General features: G+C 70.8%; 25 protein-coding genes, 1 pseudogene and 1 riboswitch. Of the genes and pseudogenes, 11 read left to right on the top strand and 15 right to left on the bottom strand.

From position 1 onward, the window contains the following. Window positions 1-139: 139 nt before the first annotated feature. The 5 genes from D457_RS0105900 to D457_RS31950 form a co-directional block, all read right to left on the bottom strand. Complete coding sequence (locus D457_RS0105900; RefSeq protein ID WP_017579720.1) at window positions 140-1,528, bottom strand: adenylosuccinate synthetase; 1,389 nt, start codon at window positions 1,526-1,528, stop codon at window positions 140-142. Next, complete coding sequence (locus tag D457_RS0105905; protein WP_017579721.1) at window positions 1,525-2,520, bottom strand: hypothetical protein; 996 nt, start codon at window positions 2,518-2,520, stop codon at window positions 1,525-1,527. The genes D457_RS0105900 and D457_RS0105905 overlap by 4 nt, the downstream gene beginning before the upstream one ends. A 90-nt stretch (window positions 2,521-2,610) precedes the next feature. Continuing rightward, on the bottom strand, window positions 2,611-3,729 hold the full coding sequence (locus D457_RS0105910; protein ID WP_017579722.1) for a J domain-containing protein: 1,119 nt from the start codon (window positions 3,727-3,729) through the stop codon (window positions 2,611-2,613). 74 nt (window positions 3,730-3,803) lie between these two features. Next, a complete protein-coding gene (locus D457_RS0105915) occupies window positions 3,804-4,604 on the bottom strand; it encodes an NUDIX hydrolase (protein WP_017579723.1) in 801 nt (266 codons plus the stop codon). A gap of 82 nt (window positions 4,605-4,686) precedes the next feature. Further along, entirely contained in the window at window positions 4,687-5,148 is a 462-nt protein-coding gene (locus D457_RS31950) for a DUF998 domain-containing protein (protein ID WP_083926682.1), read from the bottom strand. A gap of 26 nt (window positions 5,149-5,174) precedes the next feature. Between D457_RS31950 and D457_RS31955 the strand changes: the two are divergent. Further along, window positions 5,175-5,600 (top strand): annotated as a pseudogene (locus D457_RS31955) (TetR/AcrR family transcriptional regulator C-terminal domain-containing protein); the annotation flags it as partial. Window positions 5,601-5,695: 95 nt separating this feature from the next. On the opposite strand, the gene D457_RS0105930 reads toward D457_RS31955, so the two are convergent. The 3 genes from D457_RS0105930 to D457_RS0105940 are packed head-to-tail and all read right to left on the bottom strand — an operon-like array spanning window position 5,696 to window position 6,508. Further along, window positions 5,696-5,998 carry a type II toxin-antitoxin system RelE family toxin gene (locus D457_RS0105930; RefSeq protein WP_017579726.1) on the bottom strand — a complete coding sequence of 101 codons (303 nt, stop codon included), beginning with the start codon at window positions 5,996-5,998 and terminating at the stop codon, window positions 5,696-5,698. Next, entirely contained in the window at window positions 5,995-6,276 is a 282-nt protein-coding gene (locus D457_RS0105935) for a type II toxin-antitoxin system Phd/YefM family antitoxin (RefSeq protein WP_239646022.1), read from the bottom strand. Before D457_RS0105935 ends, D457_RS0105930 begins: the two co-directional genes overlap by 4 nt. A 37-nt stretch (window positions 6,277-6,313) precedes the next feature. Then, on the bottom strand, window positions 6,314-6,508 hold the full coding sequence (locus D457_RS0105940) for a hypothetical protein (protein WP_017579728.1): 195 nt from the start codon (window positions 6,506-6,508) through the stop codon (window positions 6,314-6,316). 234 nt (window positions 6,509-6,742) lie between these two features. On the opposite strand from D457_RS0105940, the gene ruvC reads away from it, so the two are divergent. The 6 genes from ruvC to D457_RS0105970 all read left to right on the top strand — a co-directional run bounded on the left by ruvC (window position 6,743) and on the right by D457_RS0105970 (window position 13,504). After that, window positions 6,743-7,291 (top strand): crossover junction endodeoxyribonuclease RuvC, encoded by a 549-nt coding sequence (ruvC, locus tag D457_RS0105945; RefSeq protein ID WP_026116377.1) that lies wholly within the window; start codon window positions 6,743-6,745, stop codon window positions 7,289-7,291. Window positions 7,292-7,380: 89 nt separating this feature from the next. Beyond that, window positions 7,381-8,007 (top strand): Holliday junction branch migration protein RuvA, encoded by a 627-nt coding sequence (gene ruvA / locus D457_RS0105950; RefSeq protein WP_017579730.1) that lies wholly within the window; start codon window positions 7,381-7,383, stop codon window positions 8,005-8,007. A 64-nt stretch (window positions 8,008-8,071) separates the two neighbouring features. Then, window positions 8,072-9,196 (top strand): Holliday junction branch migration DNA helicase RuvB, encoded by a 1,125-nt coding sequence (ruvB, locus tag D457_RS31960; RefSeq protein ID WP_017579731.1) that lies wholly within the window; start codon window positions 8,072-8,074, stop codon window positions 9,194-9,196. Window positions 9,197-9,521: 325 nt separating this feature from the next. Further along, entirely contained in the window at window positions 9,522-9,887 is a 366-nt protein-coding gene (gene yajC / locus D457_RS0105960; protein WP_017579732.1) for a preprotein translocase subunit YajC, read from the top strand. Window positions 9,888-10,051: 164 nt separating this feature from the next. Then, window positions 10,052-10,615 (top strand): adenine phosphoribosyltransferase, encoded by a 564-nt coding sequence (locus tag D457_RS0105965; protein WP_017579733.1) that lies wholly within the window; start codon window positions 10,052-10,054, stop codon window positions 10,613-10,615. Between the two features lie 705 nt (window positions 10,616-11,320). Beyond that, window positions 11,321-13,504: a RelA/SpoT family protein gene (locus D457_RS0105970; protein WP_017579734.1), complete on the top strand. Its 2,184-nt coding sequence runs from the start codon at window positions 11,321-11,323 to the stop codon at window positions 13,502-13,504. 71 nt (window positions 13,505-13,575) lie between these two features. On the opposite strand, the gene D457_RS0105975 is transcribed toward D457_RS0105970, so the two are convergent. After that, window positions 13,576-13,794 (bottom strand): hypothetical protein, encoded by a 219-nt coding sequence (locus D457_RS0105975; RefSeq protein ID WP_017579735.1) that lies wholly within the window; start codon window positions 13,792-13,794, stop codon window positions 13,576-13,578. A gap of 188 nt (window positions 13,795-13,982) precedes the next feature. On the opposite strand from D457_RS0105975, the gene D457_RS0105980 reads away from it, so the two are divergent. After that, entirely contained in the window at window positions 13,983-14,906 is a 924-nt protein-coding gene (locus D457_RS0105980; protein WP_017579736.1) for a GNAT family N-acetyltransferase, read from the top strand. Window positions 14,907-15,014: 108 nt separating this feature from the next. Here the strand turns inward: D457_RS0105980 and D457_RS0105985 are convergent, their stop codons facing one another. From D457_RS0105985 to D457_RS0106000, 4 genes are all read right to left on the bottom strand, one after another. After that, on the bottom strand, window positions 15,015-15,482 hold the full coding sequence (locus tag D457_RS0105985) for a nitroreductase/quinone reductase family protein (RefSeq protein ID WP_026116378.1): 468 nt from the start codon (window positions 15,480-15,482) through the stop codon (window positions 15,015-15,017). Between the two features lie 66 nt (window positions 15,483-15,548). Then, complete coding sequence (locus D457_RS0105990; protein ID WP_017579738.1) at window positions 15,549-16,742, bottom strand: acyl-CoA dehydrogenase family protein; 1,194 nt, start codon at window positions 16,740-16,742, stop codon at window positions 15,549-15,551. Between the two features lie 40 nt (window positions 16,743-16,782). Then, entirely contained in the window at window positions 16,783-18,057 is a 1,275-nt protein-coding gene (locus D457_RS0105995) for a CaiB/BaiF CoA transferase family protein (RefSeq protein WP_017579739.1), read from the bottom strand. 7 nt (window positions 18,058-18,064) lie between these two features. Then, the gene (locus D457_RS0106000) at window positions 18,065-18,457 is read right to left on the bottom strand and encodes a DUF3870 domain-containing protein (protein WP_017579740.1); all 393 of its coding nucleotides are present in this window, start codon (window positions 18,455-18,457) and stop codon (window positions 18,065-18,067) included. A gap of 215 nt (window positions 18,458-18,672) precedes the next feature. Then, a riboswitch (SAM riboswitch) is annotated at window positions 18,673-18,787 on the top strand. A gap of 64 nt (window positions 18,788-18,851) precedes the next feature. Here D457_RS0106000 and D457_RS0106005 point away from each other — a divergent pair. Beyond that, window positions 18,852-20,240 (top strand): aminotransferase class V-fold PLP-dependent enzyme, encoded by a 1,389-nt coding sequence (locus D457_RS0106005; RefSeq protein ID WP_017579741.1) that lies wholly within the window; start codon window positions 18,852-18,854, stop codon window positions 20,238-20,240. On the opposite strand, the gene D457_RS0106010 is transcribed toward D457_RS0106005, so the two are convergent. Beyond that, window positions 20,237-20,701 (bottom strand): hypothetical protein, encoded by a 465-nt coding sequence (locus D457_RS0106010; protein ID WP_152514150.1) that lies wholly within the window; start codon window positions 20,699-20,701, stop codon window positions 20,237-20,239. The genes D457_RS0106005 and D457_RS0106010 overlap by 4 nt on opposite strands. A 380-nt stretch (window positions 20,702-21,081) precedes the next feature. On the opposite strand from D457_RS0106010, the gene D457_RS0106015 reads away from it, so the two are divergent. Beyond that, a complete protein-coding gene (locus D457_RS0106015; RefSeq protein ID WP_017579743.1) occupies window positions 21,082-21,765 on the top strand; it encodes an SAM-dependent methyltransferase in 684 nt (227 codons plus the stop codon). Continuing rightward, a complete protein-coding gene (locus D457_RS0106020) occupies window positions 21,756-22,322 on the top strand; it encodes a DinB family protein (protein ID WP_026116380.1) in 567 nt (188 codons plus the stop codon). The genes D457_RS0106015 and D457_RS0106020 overlap by 10 nt, the downstream gene beginning before the upstream one ends. A gap of 138 nt (window positions 22,323-22,460) precedes the next feature. Here the strand turns inward: D457_RS0106020 and D457_RS0106025 are convergent, their stop codons facing one another. Further along, window positions 22,461-24,668 carry a primosomal protein N' gene (locus D457_RS0106025; protein WP_026116381.1) on the bottom strand — a complete coding sequence of 736 codons (2,208 nt, stop codon included), beginning with the start codon at window positions 24,666-24,668 and terminating at the stop codon, window positions 22,461-22,463. Window positions 24,669-24,703 lie beyond the last annotated feature (35 nt).

A 24,703-nucleotide genomic window follows, 5' to 3' on the forward strand; every position in this document is an offset into this window, starting at 1 on the left:
GATCGCACGCCGCCCCGGCCCGAGCCCGACACGCACGGCGCCCGGGGACCCGGGGACTCGGTTCAGCGGAGTACCGGATCCGCTCAGGTCCGAGCGCGACCGCCCGGAACCCCTCCCGGGCTTCGGGACCGGCCCGGGTTCAGGCGACTCGGTGGCGGGCCAGGGGCATTCTCCGGGGGAAGGCGCCCACACGGGGTAGGCGGCGGACCGGGAGGTGGGCGTCGTCCCTGGTCGGGCCAGTGAAGACCGCCTCCAACGGCAGGTTCAGGGCGTCTGCGACCGTGGTGGGCACCTCGCCCGGGACCGGTTCCAATACCGGCCGGGCCGCGGTCAGCAGACCGGCCAATCGGGCCTGGCGGGCCAGGTCGGGGGAGTCTCCCGGAGCGATCCGCAGTGGGGCGCCGTCAGCCAGTTCGTACCCCACGCACCAGTGGAGCTCCCGGCCCAGCCGGGCGGGGGCGTCGGCGTGCGTGACCACCAGCGAGTCCACCCCGCCGGTGGCCTCCAGCGCGTACCGGAGCGCGACCAGGTCCAGGTGGCCCACCCGGAACCCGCCCTGCCAGAGGTGGGTCCGGTTGTGCCGGTCGGCCAGCCGCTCGGTGAGCAGTACGTTCTCGGTGACCATCGGTCCGGCGCCGTGCCGGGTGGCGAAAGTGCGGGTCACCCCGATCCGGCGGGCGCCGTCCGCGTGGCCCGCCTCCGCCAGCAGCGCCAGCGGGTTGACGGTGGTGGTCGTGGACCAGGTGGTGTACGGGTGGAAACCGTGCCACTCGTCGAGCAGCACCCCCTGCGCGCCCTCGAACACCACCGGGGTGCGGGCCAACAGCCGGGGCAGGTACCGCTCGTCCACCAGCCGTACCCGCTCCGCGAAGGCCCGGTAGGCGGCCAGACACTCGTCCGGGTCAGGGCGGGGGCCGTGTTCCCGGCCCCCGTCGGACTCCGCCGCGGACGAGGCCGCGGCCAGCACCGACTCCAGGTGGTCGGCCAACCGGACCAGCTTGCGGCGGAGCAGGTTCGGGGAGGCGCAGTCCCCGACGGTGGGCGCGTCCTCCGGGTGCGCCAGGGCGTAGGCCGTCGTCTCGCCCACGCCCATCCCGCACGAACCGTGCCGGTCCCGGCCCCGTGCCCGCTCCCGGGCCCGGTTGGCCGCCGCGTGCCACGGCGTGCTGATCAGTGCGCGCCGGTCCACCGTGACCAGCGAGAACGGGTCGGGAACCCCCAGTTCGGCCAGGTGCTGGGCCTCGGCGGCCAGCGCGAACGGGTCCACCACCGTGAACCGGGACAGGTGCGTGGGCACCGGACGGCCGGGGGCGAGCGTGCCCGCTCCGAACTGTGCAAACGTGTGGTGCCGACCGTCCGGGGTGACCACGTTGTGCGCGGCCTGCGCGCCGCCGTTGGCCCGCACCACCGAGCCGAACCCGCCCCGCGCGCACAGCAGGTCCACGGTCACACCCTTGCCCGCGTCACCGAACCCCAGGTCCACCACGATCGCGTGGTCGTCGGCCGTGCGCGTGGGAGTGCCGGTCACAGCCGGTCCACCCCGCTCTCGGTGGTCCCGTCTCCCAGACCGTCCGGTGCCTGGGAGACCACGACGGATCCACGCGACCGGGCCAGCGGCGACAGGGCCTTGCCGACCGCGTCAGCGGCGGTGGAACCCGTTTCGGCGAGGTCGTTCAGGCCCTCCTGCAGGTCGATGGCCTCCTCGGCCAGTCCGACAGTAACGGCGATGGTCTCGGACACCGCGTCCAGGTCGTCCAGATAGATGAAGTTTTGGCCGAGGTGGGTGTCCCAGAAGCCGCGCACCTTGTCGTCGTGGAAGTGGTAGCTGCCCGTGGGCATGATGAAGAAGACCTCGAAGCTGCGACGCAGTTCGGCGAGGATCGTCGGGAACGGGATGTTCTCGCCGACGTCGTCGCCGATCACCTCGCGCACCTCCCGGGCCTTGACGGCGCCGTAGGCCATCTCGTCGCCGATGACGAACAGGTAGCCCCGCCGTCCGCGCTTTTCCAGGCAGTCCATGGCGGTGTGCCGCGCCATGAAGTACATGGCCAGCTCGTAGGACTCGGTGGTCTGTCCTCCGCCGCCGCCCTCCAGCAGGATGTTGCCCAGGTCGTCCTCCAGTTCGTTGCCGGACTCGAACTGGCCGACCTGGAGCGGGGCGCGGTCGCAGGTGGCGTCCCCGATTCCGCCGAACAGAATCTGCGGGTCCTCCACGTAGCCCTTGCGCAGCAGCAGCCCGAACAGGTCCGGCAGCTTGGTCTGCAGGCCGCGCGGCACCCGGCCCATGGAGCCGGTGACGTCGAACAGTACGGAGATGGCGAGCGAGTGGGGGTGCTCGTCGGAGTCGCGGCTCTCTCGGACGGTCACGCCCTGGGGGTCGAGCGACTCGTGGACCTTCCACGAGCTCCGCGGCATGGATGAGGCCACGTCGTCGGTGTAGCCGAAGCTGCTGGAGCCGACGGAGGCGTTGTAGGCCTGCCGGGCGTGATAGGCGTCGGTGGACCAGTTGCTGTTTCCCATGTGTGTCTCCTCTGAACGGGGTGCTTGGGAGCGGCCTGGGGCCGGAAACCGGGTGTGGTTCAGGCCGGGTGCGGTTGAGGAAGGGACGGTTCAGGAGGCGTGTGTGGCACGGGGTGGCATGTGGAAGGGCCGGAACCGATGCGGTCCGAACTCCCGTTCCAGCGCCTCGTCCAGGTCGCCCAGCAGGGCGAGCCCGTCGCTCGGCCGACGCGTCGCGGCGGGCAGGGAGGAACCGCGCGCGAAGGCGCGCAGCCGCCTGGGCAGGCGTTCACCCGTCACGTACTCGACGCAGCGGGTCGCCATGTACACGTCCGTGGCCGCCACGGCCGGGCGGCGCTCGGTGACCTCGGGCGGGTAGAAGTCCTCGCGGTCGGCGACCATGGCGGGAACGTGCGGCGCGGTGTGCGGTTCGCCGAAGGTGACCGAATAGCACCAGTCCAGGAGCACCAGCCCGTGCTCCTGGGGGTGGATCATCACGTGCTCGGGCACGACCGCGCCGTGCACGACCCCGGCCCGGGCGGCGTTGCCCACCGCGACCAGCAGCCGCCGCCACATCCAGGCGGCGTCGCGCGGGTCGATCCCCTCGGGGTGGGCGCGGCGCACGTCGGCCAGGGAGTGGAAGCCCTCCAGTCGCCGCAGGACGTTGCCCCGCCGTTCGACCCGGCTGGCGGCGTCACGGTGGCGGACCGCCTCCACCAACTCGGGGACGAACGCCCGGTAGCGCCGGTGCCCGCGCTCCCGGATCCGCCGCAGGGCGGTGGCCTCGGCCGTCATCAGGTCGTTGTCGCGGGGTGAGCGCGGCAGTTTGAGCACCGCGTCCCGCCAGCGGCTGTCCCGGTAGCGCACCGCGTACACGTCGGCGGCGTCCCCGCGGGCCAGCGGGCCGCCGTCGAGCCGCACGTGATAGGTGTGCTTGCGGGTGGGCAGGGTCAGGTCCGAGAAACGCAGGCGGCCCCAGGCCAGGTCCTGGTAGAGGCTCCACAGCTGACTCAGCCGGGAGAACGCCCTGGTGGCCTCCTTGTCACGCACAGCCGGGGCCAGGTCGGGGTGGACCCGGCGGGCCAGGCGCCAGTACTCGGCGGTCGCGGCCGGGGGAACGCCGTCGCGGCCGACCGGCAGCGGTCCGAACAGGTCGGCCGGGTCGTCGGCCAGGACAATGGCGCGCAGGGTCGCCTCGAACGCGGTCGTCTCGTTCTGCTCCGTGCTCATCGTGTCTCCCGAGCGGACGGGGAAGCGGTGGAGTCGCGCGGGAACAGGGCGCGTGGGGCGGGACGGTCAGGGGGTCACTGCGCGGACCGCAGCAGGGGCGGGTGTAGCAGGGCGGCGCCGCCCGCCCGGTAGAGCCGTGCGCGGCGGCCGCCACCGGCTCCGCCCCGGTCGGCCAGTTCGCCGGTGTCCTCGACGAACCCGGGAGTGGCGAGGATTTTGCGGTGGAAGTTCGCGCCGTGCAGGGGGCGGCCCCAGACGGCCTCGTAGACCTCGCGCAGCGCGGTGATGGTGAAGGTGGCGGGCAGGAACGCGGTGGCCAGCGCCGTGTACTCCAGCTTGGAGCGCGCGCGCTCCACCGCGTCGGCGATGATCCGTTCGTGGTCGAAGGCGAGGGGGCGGCCGCTCCGGGCGCCGTCGCCGTGGCCGAGTTCGGTCCAGGGGACCCACGCGGCCTCGTCGGTGTCGCGGCCGACGCGCGGGTCAGGCAGGTCGGGGGCCAGGATCATGTAGGCGACCGAGATGATCCGCATACGCGGGTCCCGGTCCCGTGCGCCGTAGGTCCCCAGTTGTTCGAGGTGCAGTTCGGTGGGCAGCGGAGTCTTCTCCGACAGCACGCGCAGGGCGGCGTCGGAGAGGTCGGGGTCGGTGGGTCCGTCCGGTCCGTCCTGCGCTCGGATGAACCCGCCGGGTAGGGCCCACCACCCGCGCTGCGGTGGCGCCGCTCGGCGCATCAGCAGCACGTGGGGAAGCCCGGCACGGATGGTGAGGGCGACGACGTCCACGGCCACGGCGGCCGGTGCGTAGGCGTGCGGGTCGTAGTCGTCGAGGAACCGGCGCTCACCGTCGTCGTGCCCTGGTGTCCGTTCGCCGGTCACTTCACCCTCCCAGTTGTTCTCAGATTGAGTATTTCTCGATTTGAGGAGAACTTAGCAGTGAGCTCCGTCCCCTGTCCACCCCTCATGCGGTTCGGGGAAGTGCGCGCAGCAGCCGCCACGCCATGGCGGCGAACCAGCCCAGACTGATCGTCAGGTTGATCCGCTGCCACAGTCCGTGGAACCCGGAGTCGGCCAGGGCGAGGGTGACCATGATGGTCGCCGGTGCGAGGACCGCTGTGGCCACGCAGGACCACGCCCACGCACGTCGGCCCGGCTCGGTAAACAGGCGCTGGGCCATCACCATCGCGGCCGCGGTGATCGCGAGGTGGAAGGGCACGATGTTGAGGTTGTGAATCGTCCCTGTCAGCGTGGCCACCTCGTGGCCGCCCTCTCCGGGCGGGTAGCCCGGCAGCGGATCGGTGGGGAAGGCGCCGCCCGCGATCGCGCACACACCGGTGATGCTGGTCAGGGCGGGTACCGACCACGACCCCCGCCCCATGGGCATCGCGCGCCGAAGCCCGCCAGCCAGGGCCAGGAGCAGCAAGCCGGTGACGAAGAAGTTGGCGGACGTGGCTGCTGCGACGCGCCCGCGAGCGACGTGCCGTCCTGCTGGCGCACCGTGACGCCGCCCGGATCGTCGCGGGCAGCCGCGCTGGACCGGCGACCCTCGCCGCCGTCGACGCCGACCTCGCCGCTTTGGTCGGCTTCGGTTTCACGCCCGTGCGCGCCATGCGCGTGGCGACCCTGCTCGACCACTACGTGGTCGGCTCGGTCCTGCAGCAGCAGGCCGACCGGCGGCGCCACGAGGACGAAGGGGCGACACCTCCCGAACTCCTCCCCGAGGACCAGCGCGCGGCGCTCACCGAGGGAACCCCGACCCTGGCCGCAGCCCTTCGCGACGGCGGAGACCCGGGCGGGGACGACGCCTTCGACGACGGCCTGCGCATGCTCGTCGGCGGCATCACAACCGACCTATCCCAGGCCCCCACACCCTGAACCCCTGCTCTGGCCGGCGGTCACGGTGACCGTGCCGACCCGACGACGTCGGTTGCGGTCCGCTGTTCGTTCGTCGGGAGGGGGCTCTCCGAGCGTTAGAACCGACGGTAGATCTCCTTGCGGTCTCCGACAGCGACGACCCACAGCCAGATGACGAGGTTGCCGTCCTCGTCGGGCTCGAGGGTGTAGACGGTGCGGTAGTCGCCGATGCGTAGCCGCCAGTGGCCAGGGGGTCCCTGAAGGGCCTTGATGTCGAAGGCATCGGTGGTGCCGTCGTCCATCGCCTGCTGGAATTCGGCGAGGCGGCGCAGGATGCGTAGGGCTTCCTTCTGGGGGAGTTTGGTGAGGTCTCGGCGGGCGGTGGTCTTGAAGCGCGTCAGGTGGCGGCGGTCGCTCACCGGTCACCACGTAGGATCTCGGCGGTCATCTCCTCAAGACTGACGGACGCGCCGTCATCGGCGGCCTGGGCGGTGTCGACCAGGCGGGACAGCCATTCTTCTTCGACGCGCTCTTCCAGATCCTTGAAGCGGCGGTACTCGTCGATGTCGATGAGGACGGCCTCGGCTTTCCCGCGTCGGGTGACGATGGTGGGCGTGGCGTCGCGGCGGGCGCGGTCGAGGACGTCGGCGAGATGGCTGCGGACTTCGGCCATGGATTCGGTTACAGGCTCACTCATGCCATAAATGTAACAGGTGTACATGTTCTGGGGTTGGTCATACTTCGATGCCGTCGAAGAACTCGTCCGCTTCGGCACTCATCGCGGCGTAGTCGATCTTCGTGAGCTGATGGTGGCGCTCCACGAGCTCCTGTGCGCTGAGTTTGCACCCGCAGGAGATGGGGCGTACTTCCGTGACCTCGATACCGTTGCGGGTCACGCGGAAGGTCTCGCCTGCCTCCACTGCGTCCATGACGGCGGCGGCCTGGTTGTGAAATTCACTCTGAGTGATCGTCTTCGTGGGCCCAGTGAAGCACCGTGTGTCCCGCCGTGCTGCGAGTTTGCTCGTGTCTTCTCGGAATAGAGTCAGGGCGAGATTCCCGGGCGCCGACACGCCTAGGCTGGCGGGCGGCGCGGGTCGGACCCCGCCGCTAGCATGATGGTACGAACGAACGTTCGAGAAGCTCGGGAAGGCAAGGGTGGCAGCGTGCGCGTGGTGGGGATCGACCCGGGACTCACCCGGTGCGGGGTCGGGGCCGTCGAGGGCGCCATCGGCCGCCCGCTCACCCTGCTCGGGGCCGACGCCATCCGTACCAGCCCCGACGACGACCTGCCCCAGCGCCTCGTCGCGATCGAACGCGGCATCGAGGACTGGCTGGACAAGCACCAGCCCGACGCCGTCGCCGTGGAACGTGTCTTCGCCCAGCACAACCTCAGCACCGTCATGGGCACCGCCCAGGCCAGCGGGATCGCCCTGGTGTGCGCCGCGCGCCGTGGGCTGCCCGTCGCCCTGCACACCCCCAGCGAAGCCAAGGCCGCCATCACCGGCAACGGCCGCGCCGACAAGAAGCAGGTCGGCAGCATGGTGGCGCGTATCCTCGGACTCGACGGGCCGCCCAAACCGGCCGACGCCGCGGACGCCGTGGCCCTGGCCATCTGCCACATCTGGCGCGGCGGGGCCCAGGCCCGGGTCGCCCAGGCCCAACAGGACTTCGCCCGCAAGGTGGAGCTGGCCCGCCGCGCCCGCGGCCGCTAGCCCCCGCCGGACCCCGGACCGGGCTGCAACAGGCAGCCGTACCGCCCCCAGGAAGGAGACGGGCACCCCTCCCGGTGCCCTCACACGAGATGATCGCGTTCCTCACCGGCCGGGTGGCCGCACGCGGCGCGGGCAGCGCCGTGATCGACGTCGGCGGGGTCGGCATGACCCTTCAGTGCACCCCCTCCGCCCTGTCCCGCCTCCACGTGGGGGAGGAGGGCACCGTCGCCACCAGCCTCGTCGTGCGCGAGGACTCCCTCACCCTCTTCGGGTTCGCCGACGACGACGAGAAGAACCTCTTCGAGCAGGTCCAGACCGCCTCGGGTATCGGCCCGCGCATCGCCCTGGCCATGCTCGCCGTGCACAGCCCCGACAGCCTGCGCCAGGCGGTGGCCACCGAGGACACCGCCGCGCTCACCCGTGTGCCCGGCATCGGCAAGAAGGGTGCCCAGCGCATCGTCCTGGAACTGCGCGGCAAGCTCGACGCCCCGGTCATGACCGACGGCACCCTGCCACCCGCCGACGCCCCGAACGGCGCGAACGGTGCGTCGCCCAACGGTGCCTGGCGCGGACAGGTCGTCTCCGGCCTGGTCAACCTCGGCTGGTCGGCCAAGGACTCCGAGGCCGCAGCGGCCGCCGTCGCGGCCGAGGCCGAGGACACCAGCGACGTCACCGTCCTGCTGCGCAGCGCCCTGCGCAAGCTCAGCCGCGCCTAGCCGGGACCGGCCGTGACGCGGAACACGAACGGGAACACGAACGGGAAGAGGAAGGAGGCGACCCGTGTACGAGCGTGACGCCGTCTCACCGGAGGCCGACGTCGAGGAACACCAGATCGAGGGTGCGCTGCGCCCGAAGAACCTGGACGAGTTCGTCGGGCAGCACCGGGTACGCGAGCAGCTCTCCCTGGTCCTGCACAGTGCCCAGCGCCGCAACCGCGCCCCCGACCACATCCTGATGTCCGGCGGGCCGGGCCTGGGCAAGACCACCCTGGCCATGATCATCGCCGCCGAACTCGGCGCCCCGCTGCGCATCACCTCGGGGCCCGCGATCGAACGCTCCGGCGACCTGGCCGCGGTGCTCTCCACCCTCCAGGAGGGCGAGGTCCTCTTCCTCGACGAGATCCACCGCATGGCCCGCCCGGCGGAGGAGATGCTCTACGTCGCCATGGAGGACTTCCGGGTGGACGTCGTGGTCGGCAAGGGGCCCGGGGCCACCGCCATCCCGCTCGACATCGCCCCGTTCACCCTGGTCGGGGCGACCACCCGCGCGGGCATGCTCCCGGCGCCGCTGCGCGACCGCTTCGGCTTCACCGCGCACATGGACTTCTACGAGCCCGCCGAGCTGGAGCAGATCCTGCATCGCTCCGCCGGGCTCATGCGGGCTCCGATAGAGGCCGAGGCGGCCCGCGAGATCGCCGGCCGCTCTCGCGGCACACCCCGGATCGCCAACCGCCTGCTGCGCCGCGTGCGCGACTACGCGGAGGTACGCGGGGACGGCCGCATCACCCTGGGCAACGCCCACGCGGCCCTGGAGCTGTACGAGGTGGACGCCCTGGGCCTGGACCGCCTGGACCGGGCCATCCTGGACGTGCTGATGAACCGCTTCCGCGGCGGGCCGGTCGGGCTGTCCACGCTCGCGGTGTCCGTGGGGGAGGAGGCCGAGACGGTGGAGACCGTGGCCGAGCCCTTCCTGGTCCGTTCCGGTTTCCTCGCCCGCACCCCGCGCGGCCGGGTGGCCACGCCGATGGCCTGGGCGCACATGGGGCTCACCCCGCCGCCGGACGCCGCCTTCGGTGCCGCCGCCGATCCCGCGGCCAACGGCGGCCAGAACGCGAATGGCCAGAGCGAGAGTGGTCAGGGCTCAGGTGGTCAGAACGCGAGTGTCCGGAACAACGGAACCCCCTAGTCGGGGCGGGTAACCTTCACAGAGCGCGTCCGTGCGGGCACAATGAAGCGCGCGTGCGTGCGAACCGGGGCCGAACCGTTAGCCCTCGGATCTCAGCCGGTGGGATACTGGTGACCAGCGCCACGTAAACTGGGATGAACCAGCCAAAGCGGGGCAGTGGCCTCGCATGGTGTCGTCGGATACTGGCGGAACGAGTTGGCACCCTTGTGCGTTGTAAACGCCGGGTGTGAATTCGGCCGTTGGGTCGGTCGGCCCGAGAAGGTGGTCGTCGCGGTACCCGAGCCGGTAGCCGTCGGCCACAGGAAACGTCAGGAAGGACGCCCCCGTGCAGGGCATTTACACTCTCGCCGCCGCGGCCCAGGGAGAGAGCAGCCTCTTCGGCATGTTGCTTCCGTTCGCGCTGATCCTCCTGGTCTTCTGGCTCCTGTTCTGGCGCCCGAACCAGAAGCGCCGCCAGCAGGAGACGCAGATGCAGAGCTCCCTGGTCCCAGGCGTCGAGGTCATGACCAAGGCCGGAATCTTCGCCACGGTGGTCGAGATCCACGACCAGGACGTACTGCTGGAGATCTCCCCCGGCACCCGTATCCGCATGCTCAAGGCCGGCGTCGGTGAGGTCATCACCCCCGCCGCCGACGACACCCCGGTCGAGGACCGTCCCGACTTCGGCGACGACGACAAGCCCAAGGGCTAGTCCAGGGCGAACAGCCCCCTCGCCGAGACTCGGCGCACCACAGACTTCGGTACCGGCCCCCGTCATCATCCGGGGCCGGTACCGCTGTTTTTCCGGCCGGGAGCACAGCTTTTCAGCACACACCCGGTTTCCGGCCCGCACACCAGGAGAAGGCCCCACCACCCATGCCCAATGACACCGCGACCCCGGATGTCCCCGACGCCGCCGCCGATCTTGCTCTGATCGAGGCGAACATCCGCGATATCCCGGACTTCCCGCACGAGGGCATCCTCTTCAAGGACATCACGCCCCTGCTCAACCACCCCGAGGCCTTCGCCGCGACAGTGCGCGGGCTCACCGCGCCCTTCCTCGGAACTGGGATCGACCACGTCGTCGGGCTGGAGGCGCGCGGCTTCATCTTCGGCGCCCCCGTCGCCATGGCGCTGGGCGCGGGCTTTGTTCCGGCGCGCAAAGCCGGGAAACTGCCCGCGGACACCATCGACCAGGCCTATGATCTGGAGTACGGCACCGCGACCGTCGAGATTCACGCCGACGCGATCACTTCGGGCAGCCGTGTGCTCGTCGTCGACGACGTCCTCGCGACCGGCGGCACCGGCAGGGCCGCGGTGGAACTGGTCCGCAAGGCGGGTGGTACGGTCGTGGGATTCTCCGTCCTGATGGAGCTCTCCGCGCTCCAGGGACGCGGGAAGATGCCCGACGTGGAGCTGCACACCCTCCTTTCGGTCTGAGGCCGACCTCGCCGCGCCTGTCGCCCCCGCAAGGGAATACCGCGACAGACCGTCCTTGTTGACGTACTCCAGCACTCGGTGTGACGTACCTGGTGACCTGTGTCACTACGCGTACCTCCGAGTCGATACCAGGAGTCGGTGCCAGGGACACGAGGAGGCCAGACCGCTCCCCGCGCAGGTGGGGGCGGTCCCACTAGACTGGTGGGAGAGGTGACCGCGGCGGCCGCGTCAACGACTGGCCCTGATGACACGCACGTGCACCGGAGGCGAGCCGGACGATGACGTCGGCTCCACCGGGTGGAACCGCGGGAGGTAGGCATGCCAAGCGAAGTGGTCTCGACCGGGGCGGTGTCCGAGCAGGAATCGGGCCGCCAGCCCGCCGAGGCGCCGAGCGCCGCCGCCCGGGGCAACGGCGTGCCAGGAGCCGCCGATGCCCCGGACGCCGCCGGAACTGCCCAAGCCTCCGGTACGCCGAAAACCGCCGGCGCCACGGGTTCCCATGCGCCGGGAGAGCGTGCGGACGGCAGCGGTGTGCCGACCGCGAAAAGACCACAGCAGGACCGCCCGGAGGGCGCCGCGAGCGATGCGGCGCCCTCCGACGTCTCGGGGCAGGGGGCCCCGGGCCAGCAGGCGGCCGCCAGCACGCCCTCCACCGTGCGAGTACGCAGAAGGCTCGCCCGACTCGGCGCCCAGCGGGGAGTAACGATGAACCCGGTGCTCGAACCACTCATCAAGACCGTGCGAGCCACCCACCCGAAGGTGGACGTACGGCTGATCGAGCGCGCCTACGAGGTCGCGGCACACCATCATCGCCACCAGAAACGCAAGAGCGGCGACCCCTACATCACGCACCCGCTCGCCGTCGCCACCATCCTCGCCGAGCTCGGCATGCAGGAGGCCACTTTGGCCGCTGCCCTACTGCACGACACAGTCGAGGACACCGAGTACTCACTCGACGAGCTGCGCGCGGACTTCGGTGACGAGATCGCCGAACTGGTCGACGGCGTCACCAAGCTGGACAAGGTCAAGTACGGCGAGGCCACCCAGGCCGAGACGGTCCGCAAGATGGTCGTGGCGATGGCCCGCGACATCCGCGTCCTGGTCATCAAGCTCTGCGACCGCCTGCACAACATGCGGACCCTGCGCTACCTCCCGGCCAAGGCCAAACGGGAGAAGAAGGCCCGCGAGACCCTCGAGATCTTCGCCCCCCTCGCCCACCGCCTGGGCATGAACACCATCAAGTGGGAGCTCGAGGACCTGGCCTTCGCCACCCTCTACCCCAAGCGCTTCGACGAGATCGCCCGCCTGGTCTCCGAGCGCGCACCCCGCCGCGACGTGTACCTCCAGGAGGTCATCGAGGCGGTCTCCGCCGACCTGCGCGAGTCCAAGCTCAAGGCGACCGTCCGCGGGCGGCCCAAGCACTACTACTCGATCTACCAGAAGATGATCGCCCGCAACGTGGGCTTCGACGACATCTACGACCTGATTGCGGTGCGAGTCCTGGTGGACAGCGTCCGGGACTGCTACGCGGCCCTGGGAACCATCCACGCGCGGTGGAACCCGGTGCCCGGCCGGTTCAAGGACTACATCGCGATGCCGAAGTTCAACATGTACCAGTCGTTGCACACGACGGTCATCGGCCCCTCCGGCAATCCGGTCGAACTGCAGATCCGCACCCGCGCGATGCACCGCCGCGCCGAGTACGGCATCGCCGCGCACTGGAAGTACAAGGAGGACCGCAACTCCTCCAACACCGAGGCCAAGCCCAAGGGCACCACGGACATGCAGTGGCTGCGCCAGCTCATCGACTGGCAGCAGGAGACCAAGGACCCGGGCGAGTTCCTGGAGTCGCTGCGCTTCGACCTGTCCGTGCAGGAGGTGTTCGTCTTCACCCCCGGGGGTGACGTCATCCCCCTGCCACAGGGCGCCACCGCCGTGGACTTCGCCTACGCCGTGCACACCGAGGTCGGCCACCGCACCGTCGGCGCCCGCATCAACGGTCGCCTGGTGCCGCTGGAGAACGAGCTGCATAACGGCGAGACCGTCGAGATCCTCACCTCGAAGGACCCCGACGCCGGTCCCAGCCGCGACTGGCTCAACTTCGTCAAGAGCGCCCGCGCCCGCAACAAGATCCGGCACTGGTTCACCAAGGAGCGCCGAGAGGCCGCGATCGAACAGGGCAAGGACGAGATCGCCAAGTTCATGCGCAAGCAGGAACTTCCGGTCAAACGCCTGTTCAGCGGTGAGGCCCTGATCGCTCTGGCCAGCGACCTGCGCTATCCGGACGTGGAGTCCCTCTACGCCGCCGTGGGCGAACGCCAGGTGAGCGCGCAGAGCGTGGTCAGCAAGCTCGTGGACTCCATGGGCGGGCTGGAGAGCCACACCGAGGACATAGCCGAGTCCTCCCTGCCCTCCAAGGCCGCCACCACCCGCCAGCGCTCCGGGAATCCGGGCGTGGTCGTGGCCGGCGGCGACACCGACGTGTGGGCACGTCTATCCAAGTGTTGTACGCCCGTGCCCGGGGACGAGATCGTCGGTTTCGTGACCCGCGGCAACGGGGTGTCGGTGCACCGCCAGGACTGCGTCAACGCCGCCAGCCTGGACCGCGAGCGCATGGTGGACGTGGAATGGCGGCCGACCGAGGACTCGATGTTCCTGGTGGCGTTGCACGTGGAGGCGCTGGATCGGTCCCGGCTGCTTTCCGACATCACCCGGGTGTTGTCGGACCAGCACGTCAACATCCTGTCCGCGACGGTGCAGACCAGCCGCGACCGGGTGGCGCAGAGCCGCTTCACCTTCGAGATGGCCGACCCGACGCATCTGGGGAGTGTGTTGCGGGCGGTGCGTGGGGTGGACGGGGTTTACGACGTGTTCCGCGTCCGTAACTGAGCGGGGTCTGAGTAGGGGCTGAGCACGGGGGTGGCCGGGATCTGGGGAGAGACCGGCCACTGCGCCCGTCGTCAGTCCTGCGCTTCGGCTTCCTTCTCCAGATTCCTGACAGTCCTGGTCTCCCGGCCCAGCAGGTAGGCCATGACCACCAGGACGACCACGCTGGCCAGCTGCAGCGGAATGCGCAGGGCCGGGAACGGGTCGGCGGTCGTGATGATCGCGACCAGAACGCAGAACACGGCGGTGACGGCCGCGTAGATGGTGACCCGGCTGGAGTTCTTCTCGGACACGGGGGATACACACGCTTTCTGTGGGGGTTGGGTGTCAGCGTAGCGCTAGGAAGATATCACTATGCGCCACCGGCTCCGCGCCCGCCGTGCTCCCCGTGGCCGCAGCGCTCCGGAAAACCAGTGGAGTTCCGCCTGCCGCGGTGGCTAGCGTGCAGCTGTCCGTGAGACCGCCAGAAAGGCAGACCCCCATGCCCGAAATCCGTCCCTTCCGTGCGGAGGACAGCCGCTCTCTGGAGGCGCTCGCCCAACTGCTCTGGCCGATGGCGCCCCACCCGGGCGGTCTGGGCTGGCAGCTGGCCACCGGGGAGATCTCCTCAGACAACGCAGCCGTGGCCCTTCGGAACGGCGAGCTCGTGGGCTGGTCCGTGGTCGAGGCGCCCAACGCCCTCTTCGACCGTAGCCAGATCATCCTCGTGGGTGCTTCGGCCGACCCCGAGGCCGGGGCCGCCCTCCTGGACCGTGCGTTGGCCGAGGCCGGTGACGCCGTCGTGGACCTGCTGACCTTCGAGGGCGACGGCGAACTCCGCGCGCTCGCCGAGCGGTCCGGTTTCGACGTGTCCGACCAGAACACCTACGGCGAGTGGATGAGCCGGGACGCTGGTGAGGAGGAGGTCGTCCTGCCGGAGGGCTACCGGCTCCGCCCGGTGCGCGAGGGCGAGGAGGAGGCTCGGGTGGAGTGCCACCGGACCGCCTGGAAGCCCTCCGACCTGCCCTGGCCCGAGCGTGTGGGCCCGGTCAACCCCGAACTCACCAGTCGTTTCAGTCGGGAACGCTATGACAACACGCGTGCGGCCCTGCTCTACGACCGCGAACTCGACCTCGTCGTCGAGGCCCCGGACGGCTCGCTTGCCGCGTGTTGTGTTGTTTGGTGGGACGCGGAGAACCGCTGCTCGGAGATCGAACCCCTCGGAGTGGTCCCCGCCCACCGCCGCAAGGGCCTGGCCGTCGCCATGGCCCTGCAGGCGTGCACCCTGACCGCCCGCCGCGGCGGCGCCCGGGTGTACATCAACACGACCCCGAACGAGGCCTACCCGACCCCGGCCAAGACCTACGCCACCGTCGGCTACAAACCGGTCGACCGCGGCACGGTCTACACCCGCCCCGCTGGGTGATTGCACGACGCCAGATGACCGCGTGACGCTGGCTACAGCTGTGTTTTGAGTGGGAAGGCGGAGGCCCCGGTCGCCTGATCTCTCAGGGGCCGGGGCCTCGGGTGTGTCTCAGAGGCGGATCGTGGTGGAACGCACGATCTGGAAGACCGGGTGGCGGTCGGCCTCCGCCTCGAAGGCCTCTTCCGGGGCCTCCGGCGGGACGTCGAAATACGGGCCTACGACTGCGGACCGCGGGTGCTCCAAGTACTCCTTGAGCACCGGAGCCGCCTCGGCGGGGCTCAGCTCGCGCACGCTCACCAGCTCGATCCAGCCGCCCTGGCGCAGTGTCGCGAACCCGTCCTTACGGATGTTGCGCACCCAGTTGACCTCCCCGTACGGGGAGACCAGGTACCGGCCGCTCTCACTGTCCAGGACGCTGAGCGGGATGGTGCGCAGGAAACCGGACGTGCGCCCACGCGTGGTGAGCAGGTGCAGCTCGGGCGGGCAGGCCCCGTACTTGACGAAGCCGCTGACGAAGGCGTTGGCGGTCCGCCGCAGCTTCGTCATCTCGAACCGCTTCGTCGGTTCGTTCACCATCTTCGGCAACTCCCTCACTCGGATGCTCCCATTGTGATGGTTTTCGGTCGCTGATGGCACCTCGGCCTAGCGGAAGGCGGAGATGCCGGTCACCGACTGGCCGATGCTCAGCGCGTGGATCTCCTCGGTTCCCTCGTAGGTGGCCACCGTCTCGAGGTTCACCATGTGCCGCATCACCGGGTACTCCAGGGTGATGCCGTTGGCTCCGTGGATGCCGCGCGCCGTGCGGGCCACCCTCTGAGCCGCCGCCACGTTGGCGAACTTGCCGAAGCTCACGTGGTTGTGGTGGCAGTTCCCCTCGTCCTTGAGCCGGCCGATCCGCAGCGCCGCCATGTTGGCGTGGTTGACGTCCACGACCATGTCAGCGAGCTTGCGCTGGGTGAGCTGGAAACCGCCGATGGGCTGCCCGAACTGCTCGCGGGTCTTCGCGTAGTCCAGCGCCGCCTCGTAGCAGGCGCGGGCGGCACCGGCCGCGCCCCACACGATCCCGTACCGGGCCTCGTTCAGGCAGGAGAGCGGTGAGCCGAGCCCCTTGGACTCGGGCATGACGGCGTCAGCCGGCAGCCGGACTTCTTCCAGAACGAGTTCGGAGGTGATCGAGGCTCGCAGCGACAACTTCTTGTGGATGACGTTGGCCGAGAACCCGGGGGTGCCGGTGGGTACCACGAAACCGCGGATGCCGTCCTCGGTGGCGGCCCACACCACGGCCACGTCGGCGACCGAACCGTTGGTGATCCACATCTTGGTGCCGTTGAGGATCCAGTCCGAACCCTCCTTGCGGGCGCGCGTGCGCATCGAACCCGGGTCGGAGCCGGAGTCGGGCTCGGTCAGACCGAAGCAGCCGATCGCCTCACCGGCGGCCATCTTCGGCAGCCACTCGTTCTTGTGCTCCTCGGAGCCGAACTTGTGGATCGCCGCCATGGCCAGCGAACCCTGCACGGACACGAAGCTGCGCAGCCCCGAGTCCACGGCCTCCAGCTCGCGGCAGGCCAGGCCGTAGGCGACCGCGCTGGAGCCGCCGCAGCCGTACCCCTCCAGGTGCATGCCGAGGACGCCCAGGTCACCGAAGGCCTTGGCCAGGCCGCGCGGGTCGGGGATGGTCCCGGCTTCGAACCAGTCGGCGACGTTCGGCAGGAGCTCGCGGTTGGAGAAGTCGCGCACAGCGTCGCGGACGTCGCGCTCGGTGTCGGACAGCTCCGCGTCCACCGCCAGGAAGTCGAGGGGGTCGGGGGCGGCGGCCTTGCGCCGGGAGTCGCTCATGGAAAGTCCCTTCGTGGTGCTTGCGTGTGTGAGGTCTGTGCTAGCGAACGTCGGTCTGTTGGGCGGCGCCGCTCTTCAGCAGCGCCTCGATCCGGTCCGGGGTCAGTCCCAGTTCGGCCAGGATCTGCGCCGAGTGCTGGCCGAGCAGCGGCGGCGCGGTCATCGGGGTGGGCGTGCGCTCCATCCGGAACCCCGCCCGCACCTGCTCCAGCGGGCCGGCTGTGGGGTGCTCCACCGTGCGCAGGACGTCGTCGCCCCTGGCGTCCGCGGTGCGCAGCGCGTCCAGCACACCCCGGACCCGGCCAGCCGGGACCCCGGCCTCGACCAGGACCGTCATCCAGTGCTCGGCTGGTTTCTCCTGGAGGGTCGTGGAGAGTTCCGAGACCAGTTCCTCGCGGTGCGCCACGCGTTGCGGGTTGGTGGAGTACCGGGGGTCGGCGCCGAGGTCGGGGCGGTCGATCGCCGCGCACAGGCGCTGGTACAGGGCGTCGTTTCCGGCCGCGATGACTACTTCCGCGTCCTTGGTCGGGAACACCTGGTACGGGACGATGGTGGTGTGCGCGTTGCCCACGCGGGCCGGTTCGGACCCGGTGACCAGTGCTTGTTGGGTGAGGTTGACCAGGCTGGACAGGGTGGAGTTGATCAGCGAGACGCTGATGTTCTCGCCCCGCCCGGTCACCCGGGCCCGCATCAGCGCACCCAGGATGCCCACGGCCGCGTTCAGGCCGGTGAGGACGTCGGTGAGCGCCACCCCCACCTTGCTGGCCGGGCCGTCCGCGGGACCGGTCGTGGCCATCAGCCCGCTCTCGGCCTGCACGACGATGTCGAACCCCGGCCGCGTGCTGGGCTCGTGCTCGGGGCCGAACCCGCTCACCGAGCAGTACACGACCGCCGGGTTGCGCTTGCTGATCTCCTCGTAGCCCAGCCCGAGCCGGTCGATCACCCCCGGCCGGAAGTTCTGGATCACCACGTCCGAGGTGGCGCACAGGTCCTGGACCGCGGCCAGTCCTTCCGGATCCTTGAGGTCCACGGCCAGGCTGCGCTTGTTCCGGTTGACGGACAGGAAGTAGGCGGCCTCGCCGGGGGAGTGCTCTGCCCGGTGCTCCTCGGTCGGCTCTGCGTAGGGCGGTCCCCAGGAGCGAGTGTCGTCGCCGCGGCCGGGCTGCTCCACCTTCACGACCTCGGCGCCCATGTCCGCGAGCAGCATGGTGGCGTAGGGGCCCGCGAGCACCCGGGACAGGTCGGCCACCCGCACCCCCGCGAGGGGCAGCGGGGCACCTGTCTCGGATCCGGGTTCGGGGCTGGTCTGACTCATGCGCAGGTCACTCCTTGCCGTCGGGGTTCGCGGAGCCGTCGGGCAGCTGATCGCCGTCCCGCAGCTGGTAGTAGGTCTCCAGGCAGCGGCGCAGCGCCGTCGTGAGGGCGGCTCCGGACTGACCCGCGTAACGCGTCTGGACCCGATGGATGATCTCCGCGATGTCCTCGGTCACCGAGGCGCCCTCGACCAGCGCGCGGAAGAAGTCCTTGGCCAGGTCGGTCAGGAGAGTGGTGTCCGCGGCCACGATCCGGCCGTCTGCGGAGTCCACCGCGAGCACGACACCGAGCCGCTGGTACTGGGAATGGCTCGCCACCGAGTCGGGGAGTCGGGCGTAGCCGGAGATGAGCACAACCCTGGGGTTGCGGAAAAGCTGCTGAACACGGTCGTCGCCGTACAAGGAAGGCACCTCTTGTCTGCGGGCATGCGAAAACTCCGACGCACTGGAGTCTCGCGCCTGAAGGGCGGCCGGGGGAAACCGGACACCCGCGACGTGAGGGCAGTTCGGGATCAGTATGACCCAGCCAGGTCCGCCGCTGTCAAGAGGGGCAGTGTTCCAGGCCACAGGAACACACGGATGCGACCCGCGCGCACCTTGTGTTACATTTCGGCACAGGTCACGAGTACCAGCGACAAGCCCCGGCTAGCTGGTCGGCAACCCTCCTTCCGCGGTGGGGTGCCCCGGGTGAGGACCAGGTCCCGACACGACCGTGTCAGACAAGCGCGGACCCCTGAGGAGATGCCGTCATCCGGCGTACCCCTGTGGGTCCCACGACCCACAGAAGAGGTGCCCCATGACCACTGTCATCCCGTTCGACTCGACCCGCTCCAGCCGCTCCGCCGCCCGGATCGCGGCCCGCGAAGCCGACACCGCGAACCCCTGCGCGATCGTCACCGCCGACAGCGGGGTCCCCCTGGTCACCGGTGAGTACGTGGACTACGCCAACTTCGACTACGCCGCCAGCGCCCCCTGCCTGACCAGCGTCGCCGACGCCCTCTCCGCCGCCCTGCCGTACTACGCCAGCGTCCACCGCGGCGCCGGACACCACTCGCAGGTCAGCACCGACGCCTACGAGCGCTCCCGCCGCAGCGTCGCCCGCTTCCTGGGCGTGCGCGCCGAGGCCGACGAGTCCGGCTCCGCCGACGCCGTCGTGTTCGTCCGCGGCACCACCGACGCCGTCAACCTGCTGGCCCGTGCCGTCCCCGAGGGCTGCACCGTGGTGGTCTTCGAGTCCGAGCACCACGCCAGCCTGCTCCCGTGGGAGCACCCCGCTTCCCGAGCCGGCGAGGTGGTGCGGCTGCCGCTTCCCGAGACCCCCGAAGCCGCCGTGTCCGCCGCCCGCGCCGCGCTCGCTGAGGCCCCCGAAGGCCCCAGGCTGCTGTGCGTGACCGCGGCCTCCAACGTCACCGGTGAGATCTGGCCGGTGGAGGAGCTGGTCGAGGCCGCCCACACCGAGGGCGCCCGCGTGCTCGTGGACGCCGCCCAGTACGTTCCGCATCTGCCGTTCAGCCTCGCCGAGACCGGCGCGGACTACGTGGCGCTGTCCGGCCACAAGCTCTACGCGCCCTTCGGATCGGGTGTGTTGGCCGGTCGCTCCGACTGGCTGAGCGCCGCCACCCCCTACTTGGCCGGTGGCGGAGCGACCCAGAAGGTGACCGAGCACGACGTCATCTGGAATGACCTGCCCGCCCGCCACGAGGCCGGAAGCCCCAACGTGCTCGGTGCCGTGGCTCTGGCGGCGGCCTGCGACACCTTCAACACCCAGACGTTGTTCCTGCAGCACATCCGTGAGGCGGCGCTGCTGGAGCGCCTGCGCGCCGGGCTCACCGAGATCGACGGCGTGCACGAGCTGACGCTGTGGGGTGCCGAGCACGCCCGCGTCGGGATCGTGTCGTTCGTGGTCGACGGCCTGCCCGCGGACCTGTTGGCCGCCGCGCTGTCCGCGGAGTACGGCATCGGGGTCCGGGACGGCCTGTTCTGCGCCCACCCGCTCACCCAGCACCTGCTCCCCGAGGGACACACACAGGCGGTGCGGGCGAGCCTGGGCGTGGGGACCACCGAGGAGCACGTGGACCGGCTGGTGGGCGCGGTCGCGGACCTCGTGGCCCGCGGACCGCGTTGGGAGTACGCCGACTGCGACGGACGCCTGGCCCCGGTGCCGGACCCGCGCAACGTCCTCTAACCGAGCCGGTGCATCTGGATGGCCAGGCCCCACACCAGGGCTGGCAGGGCGATCGTGAGCAGCGTGACCGGAAGCGTCCTCCTCGGGTAGAAGACGAGGTGGCTCAGTGCCGACTGGACCCCGTAGCCGATCAGCGTCAGGAACAGTGTCATCACCACTGTCAGCGCGCTCGGCTCCCACACCACCACGGAGATACCGAACAACGCGTACAGGACCGCGCTCGGTACGGACCCGATGACGGGCAGCAACGGGTGGGTGATCAGCCGCCCGCCTCTGCCCAGAGCCCTGACCACGAGGAACAGCACTGCGAACGGCAGGGTGTGGGTCACCAGCACCAGCCCGTAGAAGGTCGCCACCGGGTAGGGGAGCCCTCCGGTTCCGTCCAGTGCGCTGTTCGCGATGGGCAAAAGGAAGAGCAGCAGTGCGATGTGCGCCGCTCCGGCCCCGCTGAGGCGCGCCACGGCGGAAACCGACGCGAACCGGGGATCGGACACGTCGGGGGAACGGGGGACGGGGACACCAACACGACTCCTGGGTGCTCGGGGAGGAGTGGAAGAGGTCTTCAGGAAGAGGGTGTTCGGGTTTGAGGGCTCGGGACCTCATGCTCACAAAAGCTTGCGACGCACGGACCTACATAAGGGGCAATAGGGCACATTTCACTCGGATGTGTGCGGGGCATCACTTTCGCAAGCTGTACTATCAGGCCTTGACGGCAAGGCGCACCGTCGTCGGACCCGACCGGTCCGCCCCGACGAAGCGCCCTGCCTCCCGCGAGCGAACCGGCTGGGGGAGCGTGAACGTGACGGACGTCCGAGGACCCAAAGCAGGTCCCCTCACGGCCGTGTTCCGAGAACCCGAACCCCTGCGCGTGCCCGGGCAGCAATCCCGGGTGGTCAGCCTCGGTAACCGCACCCGCGCCTGTGCGCTGCCCGACCCCGTCGAAGCCGAGCGGGTCCGCCTGCACCAGGCCTTCCTCGGCCGGGCCGTCGACTACCTGTGCGCCGACGCCGGGATACGCCAGTTCGTGGACTGGGGCTGTCCGGTGCCCGGCACCGCCGAGCGGATCCGCCGGGCCCACGCCGACGCCACGGTGGTGCACGTCGCCCCGACCGGTACGGCCGGGGTCCTGACCGCCGCCGCGGACAACGCGGCCGTCCTGTCCGGGGACGGCTCCGGCCCCGGGGCCGCCTCCATGCTCCGCCGCCTCCACACCAGCGGGCTCGTCGATTTTGACGAGCCCGTCGCCGTACTGATGACCCGCCCCTTCGGCGAACAGGACCCACCCGCCGGGCTGGACGCCCTCCACTCGATGATGCGCGGTGGCGGCTACCTCGCGCTCACCTCCACCGCGCCCCGCGCGGTGGCGGAAGCGGCCTTCTCACCCTTCCTCCCCGTTGAACCGGGGGTCGCCGACCTCACCTGGTGGCCCTACCCCGACGAGGACGTGTCCGCCCCGGGATGTGGAACCCTGGCCGGACTGGGTCGTGCGCCCAGGAGAGGAAGGGGAGTGAGTCGATGGCAGTGAACTGGAACGGCGAGATCCAGGCCCAGATGCGGTTCTACTGGGACTTCTCGCTGTGGCCCCGGCTGGAGGGGCTCACCGACGCCGAGTTCTACTGGGAGCCGGTTCCGAACTGCTGGACCGTCCGCCGGCTGCCGGACGGTCGCCACGCGCCCGACGGCGCCTACCCCGAACCCGACCCGCCGCCGGTCACCACCATCGCCTGGCGCATGGGCCACCTCGTGGTGGACGTACTGGAGAGCCGGATCAACTGGCACTTCGGCGACCGCACCGCCAACCGCGACGCCATCGACTGGCCCAGCACCGCCGCCGAGGCCCGGCAGCGCCTGCGCAATGCCTATCTCACCTGGTCCGAGCACCTCCAGGAACTCGACGACGAAGCCCTGGCCGTCCCAGTGGGCGGCGCCGAGGCGCCGCAATGGGCGGACTTCCCGCTGGTGGTGCTGATCCTGCACCTGAACCGCGAGTTCATCCACCACGGCGCCGAGATCGCCCTCCTCCGTGACCTCTACCGCGCCCGCCCCCAGGGCCAAGATCAGGGCCAGGGCACAGCGGGCTAGGCCGGTTGGGCCCCCTCCTGAAGATGATCTTGCTACCAGGAGCGAAATCGGCGCCGAACTTGCTCCTGGTAGCAAGATCATCGGGGAAGAGGGGGCGGAAGCAACGGGCGCCCTCCGGTACGGAGTTGGGGCGCGGGGCTAGAGCACGTGCAGCGGGTCCACCCGGACCTGGGCGAGATGCTCGTCGCGGCGGGCGCTGCGGGCCGACGCCGCGGTCTTCAGCGCCCGGGTGAGCTCGCCGACCGCCCCGCGCGGCACCCGCAGCAGGGCGCGCTCGGTCTTGTTGGTGCCGCTCTCGGTGCGCTCCGACCCCACCGGCACCGGGCCGAGCAGCTCCGCCCGCTCCGGGAGTTCGATCTGGTCCAGCAGCTCGCGCAGGTGCTCAGGGGCGCCGGTGATCGAGGCCATCGACACCGCCGGTGGAAACCCGAGCTCGCGGCGCTCGGCCAGTTCCCGCTCGGCGAAACCGCCCGGATCCCACCGCACCAGCGACTGCACCACCGGCAGCGAGGCGTCCGCGGACACCACCACCGCGCCGCCCGGCCGCACCAGCGCGGACGCGTTCAGCCAGCGCCGCAGGGTCTCCTCCGAGGCGCGCAGGTCGGCCCGGTTGAGCAGTGCCCACCCGTCCAGCAGGACCGCCGCGGCGAACCCGCCACCGGCGACCACCGGTTCGGCGCCGGGCGTGGCCACCACTAGCGACGGTTTGTTCGCAACCTCGGAGAGCACCTCCTCGCGCCCCGACGTGCGCACGGTCAGCGACGGGAAGGCCCGGCCCAGCTCCTCGGCGGTGCGGCGGGCGCCCACCACCACCGCGCGCATCCGGCTCACCCCGCACTCGGGGCAGGCCCACTGACCGGCCACCCGGCCGCACCAGCCGCACGAGGGCATGGCGTGGGAACCGCGCACGGCCAGCGGCCCGTGGCAAGCATCGCAGCGCGCCGGTTCGCGGCAGCCCGCGCAGGCCAGCGTGTTGAGGTAGCCCCGGCGCGGCACCTGGAACAGCACCGGGCCGCTCTTGGCGCCCTCACGGGCCGCGCGCAGCGCCAGGCTCGGGATTCGCGCGGACCGGGCCGCGCCATCCCGGGCGAGTTCGCGGTCGTCACCGGCGGGCCGGATTTGCGGGGCCCGGCTGCGCAGCGTGGCCCGGTCGGAGACCAGCGGGCGCGCCCATCCGGACTCCACCAGCAGCTGGGCGTCGGTGGTGCGGGTGTGCCCGCCGATCAGCGCCGCCGCGTCGGCCTTGTGCGCGCGCATCGCCAGTACCGTGCGCGCGTGCGGGTAGGGGGCGTGCGGGTCCACGTGCACGTCGTCGCCGTCGTCCCACAGGGCCACCAACCCCAGGTCGCGCACGGGTGCGAAGACCGCGGCCCGGGTGCCCACCACCACCTGGACCTGTCCGCGCAGTACCGAGAGCCAGCTCCGGTAGCGCTTGGCCGGACCCAGGTCGGCGGTGAGCGCCACGTGGCGGCCCTCGCCCAGACGGCGGGTGAGCGCGGCGTCCACCGCGGCCACGTCGCGCCCGTCCGGCAGCACCACCACGGTGCCGCGCCCCGCGCCCAGGGTGGCCTCGGCGGCCACGGCGAGGGCGTCGGGCCACTCCGTGCCGGGCAGGGCGTTCCACACCGCGCGGGCCGGTACCCCGCTGTGCAGCGCCTCGATGAAGTCGGGGCCCTCGGGGTAGGCGTCCCAGGGGCCGGGGTCCACCTCCAGCACCGCCGCCTCCACGGTGTCCTGCACCGGGGCGTCGTCGTCGGGGGAAGGCGCCACCTCGGGGTGCTTGGGGGCCTCGGGCGGGTCCTCGTCGGCGGGTTCCACCCCTTCGACGTCTTCGGCCCGGGCCTGCTCCTCGCGCGCGGTCTCTTTCTCCACCCGCGCGTGCCGGGGCGGCACCGCCAGCCGCAGGACGTCGCTCAGGGTGCCCGCGTAGCGGTCGGCCACCGCCCTGGACAGCGCCAGGATCTCGGGCGTGAGCACGGGTTCGGGGGAGACCACCGTCTCCAGGTAGGCCAGCCGTCCGGCGAACTCCGAGCTCTCCACCCGCTCGGCGAGGAAACCCGCCAGCAGACGGCCGTTGAAGCGCACCTTCACCCGGCAGCCAGGCACGGCGGCCTCGTCCATGTCGGCCGGGACCCGGTAGTCGAAGTAGCGGTCCAGGTGCGGCAGCGGGGTGTCCACGATGACACGCGCGACGGGGAGCCGGTCGGCGGGCCTGCGCTTGGCCGGTCGACGGCTCTTCGCGGTCTTCTTCGCGGTGTCGGCCTTCTCCTTCGCCGTTTCCTTCTTCTGCTCCTGCCGAGGCAGGTCGAAGAGGACCTCGTCGGGCGGGCCGGGCTGCGCTGTCATCTCCACTGGTTTATCAGAAGGCACCGACAACACCG

The sequence above is a fragment of the Nocardiopsis valliformis DSM 45023 genome (assembly GCF_000340985.1).
Lineage (GTDB): Bacteria > Actinomycetota > Actinomycetes > Streptosporangiales > Streptosporangiaceae > Nocardiopsis > Nocardiopsis exhalans.

Bases quoted from the DNA above. Each gene is read 5' to 3' on its own strand.
- D457_RS0105985 (WP_026116378.1), bottom strand. From the start codon at position 15,482: ATGGTGAACGAACCGACGAAGCGGTTCGAGATGACGAAGCTGCGGCGG.
- ruvA (WP_017579730.1), top strand. From the start codon at position 7,381: ATGATCGCGTTCCTCACCGGCCGGGTGGCCGCACGCGGCGCGGGCAGC.
- D457_RS0105990 (WP_017579738.1), bottom strand. From the start codon at position 16,742: ATGAGCGACTCCCGGCGCAAGGCCGCCGCCCCCGACCCCCTCGACTTC.
- D457_RS0105970 (WP_017579734.1), top strand. From the start codon at position 11,321: ATGAACCCGGTGCTCGAACCACTCATCAAGACCGTGCGAGCCACCCAC.
- D457_RS0105905 (WP_017579721.1), bottom strand. From the start codon at position 2,520: ATGGGAAACAGCAACTGGTCCACCGACGCCTATCACGCCCGGCAGGCC.
- D457_RS0105940 (WP_017579728.1), bottom strand. From the start codon at position 6,508: ATGGACGCAGTGGAGGCAGGCGAGACCTTCCGCGTGACCCGCAACGGT.
- D457_RS0106020 (WP_026116380.1), top strand. From the start codon at position 21,756: ATGGCAGTGAACTGGAACGGCGAGATCCAGGCCCAGATGCGGTTCTAC.
- D457_RS0106005 (WP_017579741.1), top strand. From the start codon at position 18,852: ATGACCACTGTCATCCCGTTCGACTCGACCCGCTCCAGCCGCTCCGCC.
- D457_RS0105980 (WP_017579736.1), top strand. From the start codon at position 13,983: ATGCCCGAAATCCGTCCCTTCCGTGCGGAGGACAGCCGCTCTCTGGAG.
- D457_RS0105910 (WP_017579722.1), bottom strand. From the start codon at position 3,729: ATGAGCACGGAGCAGAACGAGACGACCGCGTTCGAGGCGACCCTGCGC.
- D457_RS0105935 (WP_239646022.1), bottom strand. From the start codon at position 6,276: ATGAGTGAGCCTGTAACCGAATCCATGGCCGAAGTCCGCAGCCATCTC.
- D457_RS0105965 (WP_017579733.1), top strand. From the start codon at position 10,052: ATGCCCAATGACACCGCGACCCCGGATGTCCCCGACGCCGCCGCCGAT.
- D457_RS0106025 (WP_026116381.1), bottom strand. From the start codon at position 24,668: ATGACAGCGCAGCCCGGCCCGCCCGACGAGGTCCTCTTCGACCTGCCT.
- D457_RS0105995 (WP_017579739.1), bottom strand. From the start codon at position 18,057: ATGAGTCAGACCAGCCCCGAACCCGGATCCGAGACAGGTGCCCCGCTG.